Below are 18110 nucleotides of genomic sequence, written 5' to 3'. Positions count from 1 at the left end.
GCGGGTGAAACAGTGTCTCGATGAAGAAGTGCCGGCGGCATGACAATCGTTGCGTTGCCTCAAATCTTCTCATCCGACGAACCGTACCCCACTTCGATTGGAACGAACGACAGGTGATAGTCGTCGCCGTCGGGAAGCGGGTTCTGGACTTCTGCGGTTTCCTGAGGAGCGGTGTCGTCTTCCTGCGGTCGCTTCACAATACCGTAGACGGACTTCACCATCTGCATCGGCGTTTCGGAAACTCGGTATGCCATGGTTCGGCCGACCGCGTGCCCAACCATTGCGAATCCCGCTTGACTCATCGCCCCCTGCCCTGCATCGATGAACAAAGTCATGCTCTGACCAATTCGAGCGCCGTACGACGGAAACAGCACGAGATACGTCTCTCGTTCCAGCGGTTGCTGATTCGTCTCGCGTGCATACGCCAGTACTTCGCGAGTTGCGGTGGTGTCGACCCACAGAGGACTTGCCGGGAGATACATCGAAGCCGAATACAGTCCGCGATACGGAGCGTTGATGGCCTGGCTGGCGTGAGCCCCCTCGCGGAGTGCGATGGACGGCTGATCGGAAAACAGACTGATACTGTTCGTGAACGGGTTGTATTCGTCGTTGCCAAACAAACGCCCCGGCAACAGTGTGTATTTCGATACAGCGAATGCGCCAACCGTGTACCGCCAGCCTGCGTGGATTTCTTTGTTCGCAATCAATCGTTTCCATTCACCCACCGGGTCATATTGATTGACGCGAACCTTCACGTCGTGCAGCCCGCGAGATGCCAGATATTGACGCAGCTGTTGTTCCGTTTCCGGCGACACGCTGTGGCTGTCGACTTTGGTGTTCCACAACAGCAGCTTGGAAGGAATGCCGGCAACCCAGCCCGCGCCGTCCAGCAGAATGTTCTTCTTACCTCGAACAAATCCGCCATCCAGATTGCTGCGTCGCCGTCGGTAATCCGCTTCGCCCGTGCAACCGCCGCAGCCTTCGCCCGTGCAGCCGGAATCCGTGCAGCCGGGATCCTTACAACGTGGAGCCTTAGACGCCGGCGGGGTGCCTGCGTTGTTGGTGCAATCCGCTGACTTTGGCGGCAAGTTAGCTGGAGGAACCGGTGCGGCCTTAATGAGCGGCTCGCAGGTTTCCTTCGCCGAGTCCTCGCTGGCGACCAGCGTTATCGTCGGCTCGACGGGCGGCAGAGTTGGCACATCACCTGCCGTCGTACCAGTGCCGGGCCGTTGCGTCGCAGCGTACTGGTGATAAGAATCGGAGTTTGCGTGCGCGGCGAAGGAGCCGTTTTGATACGGGCAGTCCGCAACAAAAGTCCTGGGCGAACTGCAGCCAGTCATTGTCAGCATTGACAACAGCAATCCCGTTACAAGGCAGCGATCCATCGCAGGTCCTTCACAGCTTTTCAACAGATTTACACGAAGATATGGCACCAATCCACGATCCATTGCAGTTGGTACCAGCAGACCAATCCAAAAGTCCGCTCGAATAGGTTATCGTCACCCGTGCAATCAGCATTCAACAAGGCCATTTGCCGTTGGACAATCGGAACAATGCGTCTGTCCGTCGCTTCCAGAAAGATCAGGCTGATCGGGACAAGCCTGCGGAAGCCACGATGCGTCGCTTTACACGGCTGCGTGGCTTAGGTCGAAAACTGATTGAATGAACCGATACAACCGTTACTTCCTGACAATCAATGAAAGTCGAATCCATGAAAGTGGCGTTCCTGACTCACGCTGAAGGTGCTCACATGGGCGCCTATCTGGGCGCACTCGCCGCCGCCTCAGACTGCGACGAAGTGGTGTTGGCGGATCCGAGCGGCCGCTGGGTCGACGATGCAAAGAAGGTGCTCGGCGACAAACTGACGAAGACCTACACAGACCATGCGAAACTGCTGGCAGTGGAAACCCCCAAACTGTGCATGGTATCGATGGAAGCCAAACACGCTCCGCCGGTGATTGAAGCCTGCCTGGAATCCGGCGCACATGTGTTTTCAGAAAAGCCCGCCTGCGTGTCGCTGAATCAATTCGAACGCCTGGCTCAAATCGCCGATTCCAAGCACCTGCATCTAATGCTGGCGTTGGCGAATCGTTCTAACCCGGAAACGATCGCCGCGCGGCGAATGATTCGGAAGGGCCGGATCGGGAAGATCCTGAGCATCGACATGCACATCGTCGCCGACCAAACGCGACTCACCCGCCCCGCCTATCATAAGACATGGTACGCCGACAAAACCCGAGCTGGTGGCGGACACCTTATCTGGCTGGGCATCCATTGGCTGGACCTTGCCATGCATCTCACCGGCACCGCGATCACTCAAACAACCGGGGCGATCGGCAACGTGGGCGGTCAGCCGATTAACACAGAAGATTCCGCAGTCGCCACTCTTCGGTTCAGCAATGGAACTCTGGGCACGCTGAATTCGGGCTATTACCGCGACACCAGCTATCACACACAGATCCGTATCTGGGGCTCCAAAGGGTGGATCAATCTGGACTCGATTGGCTCACCCAAAATGACGTGGTACGAAACCGAAGGCCCAAAGGCAAAGCAGGTGCAAACGTTTGATGAGCCGACCGATCCACGCGGCTATTCCCCGTTTGTTGCTCGAGCGATTTCTGCCATCGCAAAAGAAACTACTCCGCCGATTTCCACTCAGGATTCACTGAATGCGTTGCGAGTTGTGTTTGGGATATATGCGGCTGCCGAAAGCGGAACAGCCACGCAGACAAACGCCGTTCCCGTGCCCTTGTAAGGTTATCGCTGAAATGGAATATCAAAAGCTGGGCCATTCGGAATTGGTTGTGAGTCGGCTTGGACTTGGCTGCGTAACGTTTGGTCGTGAGATCGACGCAGCACAGGCAATGCTGATCATGGACCACGCTATTGAAAACGGCATCACCCTGTTCGACACGGCCGAGGCCTACGGCGGAGGTGCGTCAGAGACTGTCGTCGGCGATTGGCTGACCAGCCGCCGCATGCGAGGCAATGTCGTGCTGGCCACAAAAGTGAACGGGCGGCTGACCCGAGAGCACGTTCGCTCGTCCGTCGACAAAAGCCTCAGACGCTTACAGACAGAACGGATCGACTTGCTGCAGCTACACGTTTGGGACGAAGAGACTCCACTGGAAGAGACTTTGGAAGCGTTGACGTCAGTGGTTGACGAGGGCAAAGTGCGCTACGTCGGGTGCAGCAACTATTCTGCGACTCAGCTTACGGCAGCGTTAGCGATGAGTGACCAGAAACATTTCAGTCGCATGACGTCCGTACAACCGCCTTACAATTTGGTCCAGCGAGACATCGAAACGGACCTGCTGCCGTTGTGCGAGGCCGAGAATGTCGGAGTCATCAGTTACAGCCCGCTCGCTGCCGGCTTTCTGACAGGCAAGTATCGCCCCAATCAGCCAGTCCCGCCCGGCACAAGATTTGACGTCATCCCCGGACACCAGAATATTTACTTCACCGACCACGGCTACCAGGTTTTGGAGCAGTTAGACGAACTGGCCGAACGCACCGGACAAACACACATACAACTCGCGTTATCCTGGGTTTTACATCAACCAAATATTGCGTCGGTGCTGGTCGGAGCAAGAACTAAAGCCCACATTGATCAGGCATTGGAGGCAATTCATGTGAACGACGTTTTCACGGATATCAGCCAGACCTTGTAGCGTGGTCGTCTTCACGTTGAACCGTTTGATCGCATTGCTAACAGTTCAACGGTTCCCGATGATCGAGCCACAGCGACGGAACACCATCCCAGCCAAGTGCCACAGCAACTATTGACCCAACGATTGCGCAGGTGGTATCTCGGTCACCCATGGCAGACACCGTCGTCCACATCGCCTCTTCAAAAGAATGCAGGCACTTGGCTGCGGCCCAGAGGCAGAACGGAACTGTATCCGATGAGATTACCCGGCCTCCGTTGCCCAGCTTGCGGGCGACCGTTCGAACATCGAATTCCAACGGAGTCTCCAGCGCTTCCTGAATTCCACAACGCGTCGGCCCATCGGGCAAATGAGCTTCTGCTGCTTCAATGATTGATCGTGGAGCGCTCCGTGCCTCTTCATCGGCTGCCGTTGAAGCAGCCACAGCAACCGCGATGGCTCCGGCCTGTCCGTCAGGATGTGCGTGGGTTACAGCAGCCGACAGCCTGGCATTTTCGACACAGGCATCCAAGTTGCCGACAAAGTAGGCACCAATCGGACCAGCGCGCATCGCACCGCCGTTTCCCATCGAACCCTGCCCGTCGAAGACTTCAGCAGCGGCTACTTCCCACGCGACACCTTCGTAGATCCTTCGCAAGATTCCGTGAGCCGTGCCGCCGTAACCTCGCCACGGATATTCGTGATAGCGAGTTGCAAACTTTTCTGCCAGCACATCTGGCACGATACGCTCGTGCAGCTCAAGGGTCTCAACAACGCTGACACCCATCACGGTATCGTCCGTGATTGTCCACGGATACGGCGGCAACTCCCGCGTCGCCAGAAGCTCCGGCTGCGAAAAGAACTGCTGACCAAAAGCGTCGCCGATTGACAATCCGGTGAGGCTTAGGCGAGCGAGTCGATTGCGCTGACGCCGTTCCGCATCCATTGAAATCACGTCAGTTTCCGCTCACGAATCCAGTCGGTATGAAACTTCTCGCCACGCGGCTTGTCGGTACGCTCGTACGTGTGAGCTCCGAAATAGTCTCGCTGAGCCTGCAGCAGGTTGGCGGGTAGAGTGGCTCGACGATATCCGTCGAAGTAGGTCAACGCAGCGCTGAACGCGGGGACTGGAAGACCAAACTGAACGGCAGCCGAGACAACTCGACGCCATGATGGCTGAGCGTTGTTGATGGCGTCCTTGAAGAAGTCGTCCAGAAGCAGATTTTCCAGATCCGGGTTCTTGTCGAACGCGTTCTTGATATCCTGCAGGAAGACGGAGCGAATAATACAGCCGCCACGCCATAGCAACGCAATCGGGCCGTTGTTTAGCTTCCAGCCAAACTCTTTGGCGGCCGCGTTCAACTGCACGTAGCCCTGAGCGTAGCTGACCAACTTGGACGCGTACAACGCCTGTCGCACGTCGTCAATAAACTGCTGCTTGTCGCCTTCAAACTTGATTTCCGGCCCCGACAGCACAGCTTCGGCTCGGACGCGTTCGTCCTTCTGCGCCGACAAACAGCGAGCATAGACGGCTTCAGTCACCAGAGTTGTGGGCACACCAAGTTCCAGAGCGTGCTGACACATCCAGCGGCCCGTGCCCTTTTGGCCAGCCGTATCCAAAATCATGTCGACAAGGTCGTTGTCGGTTTCTTTGTCACTGACCGTAAAGATGTCTCGCGTGATTTCGATCAGGTAGCTGTCCAGATCGCCTTCGTTCCATTCCTTGAAGACCTTGTACAGTTCGTCGTTTGTCAGACCCAGACCGTGCTTCAGAATGTAATAGGCCTCGCAGATCAACTGCATGTCGCCGTATTCGATGCCGTTGTGAACCATCTTCACATAGTGGCCAGCGCCGGCTTCGCCCACCCAGTCGCAACAGGGGATGTCGTTGTTTTCACCGACCTTGGCGCTGATCTTCTGCAGAATGTCTTTCACAAACGGCCACGCTTCCGGATGACCACCCGGCATAATGCTGGGGCCTTTCAAGGCACCCTCTTCGCCGCCGGAAACACCGGTGCCAATAAACCGCAGGCCTGCTTCTCGCAGTTCCTTGTCGCGACGATTGGTGTCGACAAAGTCGGCGTTGCCGCCATCGATGATGATGTCGCCTTTGTCCAGCAGCGGCTTAAGTGATTCGATCACGGCATCGGTGCCTCGCCCGGCCTGCACCATAATCATAATGCGGCGTGGCGATTCCAGACTGTTGACAAAGTCTTCCAGCTTTTCATAGCCGTGAATGCGGTCTGCCGTGCCTTCTTCAACCACGCCTTCAGGACGGTCGCCTAGTCCGTTGACGAAGTCCGTCATCTTTTCTGTGGTGCGGTTATAGACGGAGACATTAAACCCCTTGTTGGCCATGTTCATGACCAGGTTCTGTCCCATCACAGCCAGGCCAATCAGGCCGATGTCGTGCTTTGCCATTTTGTTCGTTTCGAAGTTCGGTTTGTGAGTGTTTTAAGTTTTTGAAAGCGGGATCGAAAAGCGAAGCGACGCTGCTCCGGCTGATAATCTGCAATCGCCGGAACAGCCCGCGTTCGTGCCGGTCGCTGAATACAGATCAGCGTTGAATTCGAGCACTGCCGCCACTGGCGAACGCTTCCACTTCCGGAATGCTGGCCATCGTGGTGTCGCCAGGATAAGTCGTCAGCAGAGCTCCGTGAGCCCAACCGAGATTCAATGCCGTTTGAGGATCTTTGCCGCCCAGCAATCCGTAGATCAGACCGGAAGCAAAACCGTCGCCACCGCCAACTCGGTCGACCACATTCAGTTCCGTTTCCGGTGCCTGGTAAGTCTTGCCGTCCATCCACAGCACAGCGCTCCAGTTGTGGCGGTTGGTGTTGACGACTTCTCGCAGAGTTGTCGCGACGGCTTTCACATTTGGCAGATCTTTGGCGACGCCTTCCATCATGCCGAAGAAGGCAGACGGATCCAGCTTGCCGGATTTTTCAACGTCCTGACCTTCCAGGCCAAGTCCCTTCTGAAGGTCTTCTTCGTTGCCGACCAGCACGTCACAGTGCTCGACGATGCCTCGCAGAGTTTCCTGAGCCTTGTCCAGACCACCGCTAATGGCCCACAGTTTGGCTCGATAGTTCAGGTCAAACGACGTGATGGCTCCGGCCTTCTTGGCCGCTTTCATGCCTTCGACGATCACTTCCGGAGTTGTCGGCGACAGAGCCGCAAAGATGCCGCCACTGTGGAACCAGCGTACTCCACCGGCAAAGATCTTATCCCAATCGAAGTCGCCTGCCTTCAGCATGCCGGCTGCTTCGTTGCTGCGGTTGTAGAACACCACGGGAGCTCGCACACCAGCGCCCTGGTCGCTGTAAACGGTGGCCATGTTCGGGCCTCGAACGCCGTCGTGTTCGAAGCGTTTGTAAAATGGCGTCACGCCCATCGCTCGCACGCGTTCGTTAATCAGATCGCCCAGCGGATTGTCGACCATCGCCGTGACAACACCAGTATTCAGCTGGAAGCAATCGGACAGGTTGGCCGAACAGTTGAACTCGCCGCCACTAACGTGAATCGCAAGCTGAGTCGCTTTCCGGAACGGTACGCGGCCTGGATCCAGACGATTTACCATGGCTCCCAGAGAAAGAAAATCGAGTCCACTACCGGCAGGTTTGATGTCGAGCATTATTGGTCCTTGGTCAACTTTTCATGTGTTGCCGCAGCTGCCCCGTATCGACGGTGCCTGGCGGCTTCATTCCAACCACGCATCCTATGGTCGCCCTCTGATGATTTCAAAACCACCCATGCAACTTCCCGCCGGATCGTTCAACAAACAGACCACGGCCGTTTCCGCGACGCCAATGGCAGGTTTTGACTCAGCAAATGGGCCGAACGAGCGGCCGCATTCCCGAATTCAGAAACCAGACGGCACACGTACTCCCAAGGACGGCATCGCCTTGCCCAGATCGCCAAATTGCCGCTTATCTATTGGCCGTCTTCCGAAAACCGCAGGACGACCTCGTCCTGCCGAATGTCTACCGTGGCGCCCAGGCCCCCGAACGCCAGTTTGAAGAATTCCGCGGCCGGCATTCGGTCCACCTTCAGTTGCATCGTTTGCTGAAGCACCGAGGCCAGCTTTTCGCCAGATCGGCCTTCGATCCGAATCGCGATGCCCTGCCCTTGCAAAGAATTGATCACAGTTCCGACAGGCGTGCCATCCGGGACAGTCATTGTGAACGAGCGATCGCGAATACCGGCCGCCTGAACCATCACGGGGGCGTCGCCGCGAATCAATTGCTCCAGCCGTTCATGAGTTTCGACGCGTGCCGTGACAGTTGCCATGGCTCCTTTCCACGACACGTCCAGGTCGGGAAAGGCGGCTCGCCATCGCTTTGCGACGTCCTGCTTTTCGCGTGATCGGACTCGATGCTGTTTTTCGACCACAACCTGATCGGGAACCGGAACGATGGTTACGATGCCGTCGCTGTTCAGTTCAAACGTGAAGTCAAACTGATTGAGAACCAGTGTGGCGAAGTCGGCGAAGTTGAGATCCGGCAGCTGAGCGGCCGCCCACAGATCGTGAGGAACGACGTCAGGATTGTCGACCTGCAAACCCGCGTCTGACGCCGCATCAATTATCAGCTGGCGGGGCTGAGCCAAATCACTCCACGATGCAGCGCGCGTCGCAACCAGTGTCCGATACTTCGCGGCGTCCATCGAACGTCGAACTTGCTCCACAGCCTCACGTTTGATTTCGGTCAGTGTCCGTAGCCGACGAGCTGCAACGGGCGGACCGACGAAAACGTAGCGGTCGCCAATCGATGCCGCCGCCTTCGGGACACTTTCGGAAATCGCCACGATTGTTTCGCGCACGGACACGAACCCCGTGGACACTTCAATCACGGTTCCGGGATCGATTCTTCGGTCCAGCACAACGGCCACGCCGGTTGCCGATTGCAGTTCAGTCACAGCAGCACGCAGTGTCTGGCCGGAAGCGTAGAGCGCCCGACGCTGCGCCAGAGCCTGCCGTAGCGGTTCACCAGCGACCGCTTGTGTGGGCGCATCCAGACTGTCATCGGCATTAGCACGCACGCTGCTAGACTGCGCCTGCAATTGAACGGTGAGTCCCCCAACGATGAAAAGAAGCCAAAACAGCCGCGGCATGCACATCTGCCCTCAAAAAGTTGGTCTCTTTACGGACCCGGAATCATTTTACAGCGGAAACGTCAGCCGATTTCTCGTAGTTGTTGTATACGTCCGTTGATATCATGTCGTGGTACACCACCTCGGCAACCGTGAAAGCAAGTGATGAAGCAAACGCAGGCGGTCGGCATCGACCTTGGAACAACTTATTCCTGCATTGCGTGGCTGAACGAACACGGGCATCCGGTCACTATACCGAATCAGGAAGGCGAACTGTCTACTCCGTCCGCCGTTTTCTTCGACGGCGACGAAGCGGTGGTCGGCACCGAAGCCCTGAGGAACGCGATCGCTCAGCCGGACCGAGTCGTCCAGAACGCTAAGCGACACATGGGCAACCCCGGGAAATTCTGGACGATCGGGGGCCAGGATTATTCGCCCGAACACATTTCCGGATTAATTCTGCGAAAGCTGATCTCGGCCGCCCAGGAACAGATCGGCGAAATTAACGAAGCCGTGGTCACGGTCCCCGCTCAGTTTAGCGATGCTCAACGACACGCCACGATTCGAGCAGGACATGCGGCGGGTCTGGAAAAAGTGGAGATCATCAACGAACCAGTCGCTGCAGCGTTGTGCCATGTTCTGGGCAATGAAGGTCTTGCGTTTACAGAACTGGCAATCGATCAAGAGGTACTCGTTTACGATTTGGGCGGCGGCACACTGGACCTGGCCATCGTGAGGTACTCCAGCGACGAAGTGCGAGTTGTGGCATCCGACGGCGACCTGGAACTCGGCGGCCTCGACTGGACTCAAGTTCTCGTCGACATCGCTGCCGAACGATTCCTCGACGACTTCAAAGAAGATCCTCGCAAGGACCCGACCAGCCACCAGTTTCTGGCACTGGAAGCTGAACAAGCCAAACGCAGCCTTTCCGTGAGGCCCCGAGCCGCCGTGACGGTGCAGGATGGCGGCCAGCGACGCACCTATCAGATTGAACAGGATGAATTCGTACAGTTCAGTCGACGGTTGGTAACGCGCAGCGAAGCCATCACCCGTCGCATCCTGGCCGACAATGGCTTCGGATGGGCTCATATCGATGTTGTTCTCCTGACCGGCGGTTCGTCAAGAATGCCAATGGTCCGTGAGAGCCTCAAAAAACTAAGCGGCCGAACTCTAAATTCGTCACTGTCGCCGGATCAGTCGATTGCTCACGGTGCCGCGTACTACGCCGGCATGCTGCTTTCCAACCAGCAATACACGCGAACGGTTTTTAACACTGAAGCATCAACGCGTCTGGCAAAACTGAAGCAGCACAGTGTCAACGCGCGTGGTCTTGGAATATTGATCCGCGACACCGATTCCGGCAAGCGAGTGCCTCACTATCTGATACCGCCCAACACCACTCTGCCTGCTTCACGTACGCGCGTGTTCGGCACGGTGGTTGATCGCCAAACCAAAGTGCATGTGCGAATCGCGGAAAGCGGAGCCGGCCCCGGAAAGCCTCATACGGTCCTGGGCGATTGCCTGATTTCCGACTTACCGCCAGACCTACCGGAAGGCAGCGAAGTGGAAGTCACCATCAGCTACGACAGCCAGGCTCGCGTTCACGTATCCGCACGCGAATTGAAGAGCGGTAAATCAGCAGAAGTAGAATTCATCCGGCGCGAAAACATGAGTGCTCAGATGCAGCAGGAAGTCGACGACGCCAAGATCGCTCTTCCCCCCGAACCCGCTCCACCGAAGCTGGCACCAGCGAAAATGAAAACGCCGCGGGCTCAACCGAAAGCGCAACCAAAGCGGATGCAACCGGCACCATCAAAGAATCCGGACGAACGTTCGCTGTCGGAAGAGTGGGCTGTTGTCAGCGAAAAGCTGATGGAACTGGCCGACTTAAGCAGCCGCACATCGGAAGACGATTTCGACCAGCCGATCCGACTCTGCAACAAGTGTGGTTCCTCGATGAATTCTGCCGGACGCTGTTCAGCGTGCGGTGCGGTCGCTCGGCCTGCCAAACGCAAAAAGCGAAAACGCCGTCCAGCCACACACGGCGGCAGCACAACCGCACGGAAGAAATCACCGCAAAAGACAGCCAGTAAGAAACGTCCGCGTCGTGAAGAGAAAAAACCGGGCGACGAATTTTGGGATATCGTCGAGTAGTCACGCCGCACAACCGACATCAACTTTAACTTTGGCGATATCAGTTCGGTCACACCTGTGGCGGACTTGTGATCACTGCCGGACTTTGCACTTCGGTAGTTGTTTCTGTAATTCTGCAACGGCTTCGTCGCTGATTTTTGTATTTTGAATTCTCAGATCACGCAGAGACGTCATGGAGGCCAGTTTCAGAAAACCTTCGTCGGTTACCGGTGCCCCCGCAAAAAGCAGCGTGCGAAGATTGGGCATCTTCTCGATGATCACTAACAGGCTCTCATCATCGAATGCCTTATTGGCGGATGCAGTAAAGCTGTTCATGTGCTCGTATAGGGGCAAATGCCGCAGTCCGGCTGCGGTGATCGCTCCGCCGCGTAACTTGAGTTTTTCCAGATTTTGGGCTTGAGCGATCAGTGGCATGTGGTTGTCAGAGACGCCGGTTCTCGACAGATCCAACTGACGAAGCCGAGACAGGTGGCCGAGAAACCCCAGTTCGTCGCCGTCGATGGGCTGATACCAGAGATTGATACTCGTCACGAAGAATGGTTCGTCCGGAAGGTGCTCTCGCGCCACAAACTTTGCTGTGTCGCCGGATTCCAGCTCCACCGTGACGACGCCATAATTTTCGACCACCCAAATTGCAGCCGCTCGATCAGGTGTCAGCGGCAATGTTTCGTCAGCGATCTCAACCGGCGCGATTTCAGAACTTCGGAAGGACATCGCGATGACAATGACGGCTGCAATGGTGAGGAGAACCAATGAAGCCACCAACATCTTCCGTCGATACAGGGGCTGGCTGGCCGGTCGACGCGGGGCCGGTTTGGCCGATGGTTTAGAGACGAGGGCGGACTTTGCGACTGACGCCGTCGCATTGGAACCGTTCGACATTGCCTTACGCCGCCGCCGCTCGTTGGCTGGGCGAGTGTGTGGCTTGGGTTTCGCAGGCATTGGCTGAACTGCTGCCCCAGACTTGCTTGCCAACTGCGACGTTGTCGATAGCAAAGTCGACCGCTGTTGGTCATCTGCCGATTGCGACCTCCCATTTCGCGGGCTTCCGTATTGCCCTCCTCCGTTTCGCGGCCGCCCACATTCCCGGCACCGGAGCATCCCAGCGCGGAGCTCAGCTCCGCATGATGAGCATTTGGAAGCGGTTGAGGACATCGGTTTCTCCGCGTGAACGTGTGGGCGTTAATTGTAGATATCTACACCTGTGGCGAAGATGGTTGAAATATGGACACACAATCTTTGATGTTTCTGATTTTGGTTGGCAAACCAAAGCCCCCCAGTAAACGGGCACCGCCCGGAAGCCAATTTTCAGGCCGTTGCCATCTGCAATGAATCCCGAGTGTGTGGCGCCCGATCACGACTGTGGCGTAAGCCGAGTCGTCGCGAATACCACCAACAATGCGACACCTGCGACAAGCAGGCCGATTCCGCAGGCCAGAAACAGAAACCGCTGGTGCACCCCATCCTGCCTGCGTGGTTGTATAGCCATCTGATGCAGCGGCTCAGCTTCAACCAAATCAGCATCGGGAATCGGTAGTTCTTCCACTGGTGAAACAGGAAGCGATTCCAAGCGGTCTCGAATGCGTTTGAATTCCTCGGGAAACTCACCGTATCTCACACCGGATTCATAGTCGCTCACAATTTCTACCCGGTCGATGAACTCCCTGGGAACGTCTTCAACAGCGACCTTCGTCCACTTGCGATCTATTTCGTGCTGCCACGTGTGCATTTTTTCCGCGATCTTGATGCGAGGGATCTGCGAATCGAAATTCACTCGTTCAAAGCGCGTATCGGAACTGATCGTTCCAAATTTTCCTTCTTCGATCACTGCACGCTCGACGACTCGGTTGAGAAAAATCGGCTTCCCCGGTGACCGGTCGTAGAAGAGTTGGGCTCCAAGGCTGTTTTCATAGGGGTCGTCTTCACCGAGAACAATAAACCGCCTAAAAAACGTGGGCAGTTGCGGTGATTCCTTAGAAAACAACACCCGAATATCTCCGCCAGGAGTCGGAGGCATCTCAGACGTCTCACCGGGCCGCAACCGCCGTCTCCTCATACCGATTAGAACGCGAGGCACTCCATTGTGGTCAACTTTGTAACGAACGTCGGGGCGTTGCATCGACCAACGAAGACCGTGGATTTTGTGTGGCTGAATCGTGTGCCTCATCAGTGAGTCGAGTTGATTTCTGAGGTCCCCTTGTACCCTGCTTTGAAATCTCGCCGTCGTGGTACTGCCGGCGCGACCAACCTGGAGGATTTTGTCGCCATCGACGATCCACTCTTTCTGCTCATTGACTAGGCCACCATTAAGCCGATTAAATTCCTTGAGATATCTGATCCAGGTGACACCATCTGCATGCCGCACCAGAACACAGATGCGATAGTAACGTTCCTCCCTGGTACCTGAGAACTTCCCAACCACTTTACGTTCTAAACACAGGGTGTCGTAGTTTTGGTTCTCCGGATGCGATGAAAGCTCACGCAAGGCCGAACTGAAGTCCTGCAAACGCTCTTCTTCCCAGCCAGCCAACAGCTGTTCATCCATCGGTAAAGTTTCGGCATGGACGCGACTCAGAAAGAGCGTGACCCACACCAGCATCATTCTCAATTCCATTCGTGCGAGCATATTTTCACCAGGGGTTTACGAGCCGTCGTTCGTCGTAGTTTACCGTCGATAGCTTGTATGACAGTACTTTTTCAAACCACGCTGCGCCGTGGAAACGATTGAACGCAGGATCCTGCTTAATCGTTTTCGGATCTGCGCCCTGGAGCATAGCCTCGACAAGGCATCCGCGAAGCCGATGGTGTGCCGGTTCGAATTTCGCGCAAATGCGGGCGAGCGTCAGTTGAGTGCCGGGAGCATTTCCATACAGATACGGCACAGCTGACAGATCTTCCGCTACGTCCGTACTAATCGGTGCCCTTGTAATTTCGGAAATCCGGTCGTGTGCGATCGCTCGACTGACCCGCGGTGCCTGATGATCCGGGTCAAGCTTGATGGCGGCATCCAGCTGTTTGACAGCTTCCGTGTAGCGGGAAGTCTTTAGTAGCGCGTAACCGAGATTATTGCGGATCGAAAACGAACCGGGACGGTCCTCAACGGCAATCAGGTACCAGTCGACAGCTCCCGCGAATTTCCCCTGACTGGCAGCACAGAACGCTGCAAAGGTTGCTGAACTCGTCGATGGCGAAATTCGATAGGCCTCCTGAAAATCATCAAATGCCGCTGAATAACGAGCCAACTCAAGACTCGTTCGGCCACGAAGCGTCAACAGGTATTCGTCGTCGCCTCGAATTCGAATCGCTTCGTCCAGCACGTCCGCCGCTCGAGCGAACTCACCATTGGAAATCAAATGCCTCGCCTCCGCCTTGAAGTCGCGCGCAGCTGGCACATCGACGCGCGGCCGCAATCCTACCCACAACATGGCCGCGGCAACGGCGACAAGCACGCCAGCCAGAGCGGCAACCCACGATCGCGACCAGACACTCTCCGGCTGGTCTACGGTGACGTCGACTTGATCAACTGCTTCCAACGCCGTTAACAATTCGTCAGCAGATTCCGGCCGTTCATCAGCGTACCACGACAGACAGCAATGAATTAGTGCCTGCAGAGCGGCTTCACGTTCATCCGCTGGCTGTCGACCAATGGCAGGACCAATCGCCTGACGTTCCAGGAGATAGTCGGCCAGTTCCATCTGGTTCAGTTCATGAGGAATCTCGCCGAGCGGATGGTGGCCATTCCATAGCTCATACAAACAGACTCCCAAAGAATAGATATCGGAACGAGGATCGATCAAAGGGAATTCGAAACCACTGTTCGTTCCGGTTGCCAGAACTGCCATTAACTGTTCCGGCGACATATATGGCAACGTGCCGCCGACGCAGTCTTCAGACGCTGGTTCTGTCGAAAGATTGAAGTCAATAAGCAGTGGCTGGCCAGCCGAATTGACCAGAATGTTGGACGGCTTCAGGTCGCGATGCTGCACGCCTTTCGAATGAGCGAAACCCAGCGAATCGGCAAGCAACCGTGCGAAGTGAATCACCGCTTGCGCAAAGGTCTCACCGTCGACGACTTCCGCCCCGTGAGGCAGCAGCGTGAGCGGATCGTCGCTGCAGTTTCGCTCAACAACAGCTCGCTGAATCACCTGGCCGTCAAGCTGTCCCGACGCGAGAGTGCTGGTCAGCTCCAGCACATCCAGCAGCGTGGCTCGACTGTTGAACGGCATGCAGATAGTTGTCAGCCCCCACTCGGCATCAGTTTCGGCCGAGTAAATCGGAACGATGCCGGGGTGCGAAACCTGAGCCAGTAGTTGGGCTTCTCGCAACCCCTGGCGAGCCACCTTCACGACGACTGTGCGTTCACGCAGCTTTAGTTCGTGCGCCAGAAACACTCGCCCAAATGCGCCACGCCCGAGTTCTTCTTTGAGCAAAAACCCGGCGACTTCATCCCCCGCTTCCGGCCAGTCCGGAAGGGGTTCTGCTTCGGATATCCCGCGTTGCGAAAGGAATTGGTGAATTCCGATCTGCCGTTGCAGTGAGTGTTGCAGTGCGGGAAATCGTTCCGCGAACCTGGACGGTTGAATGTCTTCCCCCGCAGCCTTCCGCTGACAAAATTCTTCGTAGGCCAATTCGATGGCAACAGACTTATGAACAGTGCTGCCACCGATCTCCTCAATCGCCGCCCGAGCGTCCGGGACCTCACCGTCCCGCCACTGCAGCTTTAGTCTCTGCGCATGATCACGCTGCTGCTGCAATGTCTGAACGCTGATTGTGGAAAGCAGTTCCATACGAAAAATCTGATTGTGTCAGCCACATGCCGCTGCCTCACAGCGGCAACTGCGGCCTGTCGTTCTCACTCCAGCTTTTCAGCGATGCGTTGAATAACTCGGCGTACTGTTCTTTCATTCACGTCCGTCGCCAAAGCAATTTCGTCGACTGTGGCTCCATCACGGCGCAACTCCAGAATCCGACGATATCTTTCCGGTTCGTCCGCCGTCATGCGTTCCCATTGTTCGGCCGCAATCAAGATCTGGCTGGCGCGTTCCTGATTGCGATCAGGCAGAGCCAGCACAAAACTTTCACGACCGGCCCGCGTTTCGCGATTCACGTTTTGTTTTTCAGCCTGAACATTGCGACGAAACTCACCACGAACTTTTCGTTGAGCAATCGTGACCAGAAAGGCGATCAAACGTTCCTGCGAATCAAGATCCTCCAAACGATCGCGATGCTCGAATACTGTCATCCAGACCGCCTGAGCAAAATCGTTCGAATCCAGTCGCGAACGCATTCGATCATCCAGACGCCGGCGAATCGTCCGCATAACGTAGGGCCCAAATTGCTCGACCACACGTCGAAACGCATCTTCCGATCCGTCTCGCAGCGTGTCGCGAAACGCCGCAAAGCTTTCGTTGGTGAGTTCTTCGGTCATCTGGAATTCTGCCGGAGGTCAGTTCGCTGCCTGGACAGATCATACCGCATCCATGACGTGGAACACCCCACAAAACCTGCGTGATCGACAAACGTTCCAAAGGGTCGCAGCTACGCACGTTTTGTGGGGCGTTCTGTTTGCAAGAGTCTGTTTTTCATTCCCCCTCCGCCAATTCGGGGACTGGTGCTTTGGTGAACCGAACGGTTTCCGATTCCTCGGTCGAATTCGTCATCCGCACCAGTTCTCCACGCACCTCCATTTCCAGAAGCACGTATTCGGCAACCTGTTCAAAGTCCATGATCTCTGCTTTCAAGTTCGCCTTAGGCGTTTGTGCGAGGCGCTTCGTTAATTGAGCTATCGTCAACCCGTCAACGCCAGGATCGATAAGCTGCATCGCATCGTGGATCGCGTCGTACTTCCACGCGTCGACATTTTTCGCAGTGCGGTCGCCCGGAAGGCTACGGCAGCGGACAACTTCATCGACAGCTTCAGTCACAGAATCACCACACCCCATGAGCATAGCGATTGTGATAATTGCAGTAAGCACAGTTTGCAGGGCCAACCGGACCGGTGGTTTGATCATAGCATGACTCTCCCCAGACTTTGAAAAGGATCGCTTAACTGCGGGCTGATCGGCACGCGGTTAACCAATGGGCGTATTCTAAGAGGTCGCCGCTCAGAATTTCACGGGCTTGCCGTCATGGCGATTTCCCAACCGGCTGTGCACCGACTGGTCGATGTCGAACGCCATAATGCGAGCCGAACCATCGCACAGCGCCACCTGGAATCCACCGGGGTGCGAACTTCCGTAAACGAAACCTTCCTGAGTTGTCGCGACACTGTCCGGGCGTGGCCGAAACGAAATGTCTCGTTCAGAACCGGTAAACCGAATCAGATCGCGGTCATCACCACTGTAGACAGACTCGTTGTCGCCCTGATCGTCGCCGGTCAGATAGTGATCACGACGAAGATGCTTTTCGCCCATCATATATGTGTTAGAGGTGCCGTCCGTGATATCTCGGTATCGAATTCGGCTGCGCTGAAAGCTGATGCCCGACATTTCTGAGGAATCCGGCCACGCAAACCTCTTCGCAGCTTCCAGATCGTCCGGACCATTCCCGTACAGCACTCGTCGGTGCCCACCGTTAAACGCGTAATCGTTTCGAGCAACTTCTGCGGTCGGATCTGAATACAAAAAGTTGCGGGCATTTGTGTAGATCGAAGCCCCGCGACGAGTCGGACAATGGAACACTGGCAGCGGCGTCATCAGCCTCAACGCATTGCCGGTGCGATGATCTGCGTTCGTTCTGTCGTCGCCGCCCACCTGCCGCAGCGCGGCCTGTTCGACAAACGGTAGAATATTGAAGGCCCACCCGCCCGGCTGATTCGGACCGTAACCGCGACCGGGAAGACCGATCCAACGCTTGCTCCAACCACCCGTCGGAAACCAACCGTGAGTGCCTTCATGGCTGATCGCCGCCAGACTTAACTGCTTCAGATTGTTGGCACACTGGGTCCTGCGAGCCGCCTCTCTTGCCATTTGGACGGCGGGAAGCAGCAGTGCAACCAGAATTCCGATGATCGCAATCACCACCAGTAGCTCAATCAGTGTAAAGCCTGACCTCTTTGCGGCGGGAGGTTGTGAAACGTGTGTCCTGTTCATTATTTGCCCTTTGCAGACAGCGGCGAGTCGATCTGGCAGCAGGCAAAATCTTCCGAGGAAACAGTTCCACGCAAGTGATTTGCAGCATGCCTCTGCACTGCATGTGGCGGGGCACCGCAGAATGCGG

The 18110-nt window shown here is 56.1% G+C and carries 14 protein-coding genes; 3 read left to right on the top strand and 11 right to left on the bottom strand.

Annotated elements, in window-relative coordinates; genetic code table 11:
- Positions 1-59 precede the first annotated feature (59 nt).
- A complete protein-coding gene (locus tag Fuma_RS26785; protein WP_145944397.1) occupies positions 60-1385 on the bottom strand; it encodes a hypothetical protein in 1326 nt (441 codons plus the stop codon).
- A 326-nt stretch (positions 1386-1711) separates the two neighbouring features.
- Here Fuma_RS26785 and Fuma_RS26780 point away from each other — a divergent pair, with 326 nt between their 5' ends.
- Together Fuma_RS26780 and Fuma_RS26775 are read left to right on the top strand one after the other, a co-directional pair.
- Positions 1712-2755: a Gfo/Idh/MocA family protein gene (locus Fuma_RS26780; protein WP_158521151.1), complete on the top strand. Its 1044-nt coding sequence runs from the start codon at positions 1712-1714 to the stop codon at positions 2753-2755.
- A gap of 13 nt (positions 2756-2768) precedes the next feature.
- The gene (locus tag Fuma_RS26775) at positions 2769-3671 is read left to right on the top strand and encodes an aldo/keto reductase (protein ID WP_077026822.1); all 903 of its coding nucleotides are present in this window, start codon (positions 2769-2771) and stop codon (positions 3669-3671) included.
- Positions 3672-3708: 37 nt separating this feature from the next.
- Here Fuma_RS26775 and Fuma_RS26770 read toward each other — a convergent pair whose 3' ends face one another.
- From Fuma_RS26770 to Fuma_RS26755, 4 genes are all read right to left on the bottom strand, one after another.
- A complete protein-coding gene (locus Fuma_RS26770) occupies positions 3709-4593 on the bottom strand; it encodes an ADP-ribosylglycohydrolase family protein (protein ID WP_077028573.1) in 885 nt (294 codons plus the stop codon).
- A 5-nt stretch (positions 4594-4598) separates the two neighbouring features.
- Positions 4599-6068, bottom strand: coding sequence for a decarboxylating NADP(+)-dependent phosphogluconate dehydrogenase (gene gnd, locus Fuma_RS26765; protein WP_077026821.1), 1470 nt, complete (start codon positions 6066-6068; stop codon positions 4599-4601).
- A gap of 136 nt (positions 6069-6204) precedes the next feature.
- Positions 6205-7281 carry a sugar kinase gene (locus Fuma_RS26760; RefSeq protein ID WP_077026820.1) on the bottom strand — a complete coding sequence of 359 codons (1077 nt, stop codon included), beginning with the start codon at positions 7279-7281 and terminating at the stop codon, positions 6205-6207.
- 299 nt (positions 7282-7580) lie between these two features.
- Complete coding sequence (locus Fuma_RS26755; protein WP_145944396.1) at positions 7581-8687, bottom strand: hypothetical protein; 1107 nt, start codon at positions 8685-8687, stop codon at positions 7581-7583.
- Between the two features lie 216 nt (positions 8688-8903).
- Between Fuma_RS26755 and Fuma_RS26750 the strand changes: the two genes are divergently transcribed.
- On the top strand, positions 8904-10892 hold the full coding sequence (locus Fuma_RS26750; RefSeq protein ID WP_077026818.1) for an Hsp70 family protein: 1989 nt from the start codon (positions 8904-8906) through the stop codon (positions 10890-10892).
- A 72-nt stretch (positions 10893-10964) separates the two neighbouring features.
- Here the strand turns inward: Fuma_RS26750 and Fuma_RS26745 are convergent, their stop codons facing one another.
- The 6 genes from Fuma_RS26745 to Fuma_RS26720 form a co-directional block, all read right to left on the bottom strand.
- Positions 10965-11834 carry a leucine-rich repeat domain-containing protein gene (locus tag Fuma_RS26745; RefSeq protein WP_145944395.1) on the bottom strand — a complete coding sequence of 290 codons (870 nt, stop codon included), beginning with the start codon at positions 11832-11834 and terminating at the stop codon, positions 10965-10967.
- Positions 11835-12246: 412 nt separating this feature from the next.
- Positions 12247-13518, bottom strand: coding sequence for a hypothetical protein (locus tag Fuma_RS26740; protein ID WP_145944394.1), 1272 nt, complete (start codon positions 13516-13518; stop codon positions 12247-12249).
- Positions 13519-13522: 4 nt separating this feature from the next.
- Complete coding sequence (locus Fuma_RS26735) at positions 13523-15679, bottom strand: protein kinase domain-containing protein (RefSeq protein WP_077026815.1); 2157 nt, start codon at positions 15677-15679, stop codon at positions 13523-13525.
- A 65-nt stretch (positions 15680-15744) separates the two neighbouring features.
- Positions 15745-16320 carry an RNA polymerase sigma factor gene (locus tag Fuma_RS26730; protein ID WP_077026814.1) on the bottom strand — a complete coding sequence of 192 codons (576 nt, stop codon included), beginning with the start codon at positions 16318-16320 and terminating at the stop codon, positions 15745-15747.
- 154 nt (positions 16321-16474) lie between these two features.
- Positions 16475-16903: a DUF6958 family protein gene (locus Fuma_RS26725; protein WP_077026813.1), complete on the bottom strand. Its 429-nt coding sequence runs from the start codon at positions 16901-16903 to the stop codon at positions 16475-16477.
- 93 nt (positions 16904-16996) lie between these two features.
- Positions 16997-17983, bottom strand: a complete 987-nt coding sequence (locus Fuma_RS26720) for a DUF1559 domain-containing protein (RefSeq protein ID WP_077026812.1) — start codon at positions 17981-17983, stop codon at positions 16997-16999.
- Positions 17984-18110: the final 127 nt, after the last annotated feature.

The organism is Fuerstiella marisgermanici (assembly GCF_001983935.1).
Lineage (GTDB): Bacteria > Planctomycetota > Planctomycetia > Planctomycetales > Planctomycetaceae > Fuerstiella > Fuerstiella marisgermanici.
The sequence above is the reverse complement of the archived record's forward strand: the minus strand, read 5'-3'. Positions and strand labels throughout refer to the sequence as shown.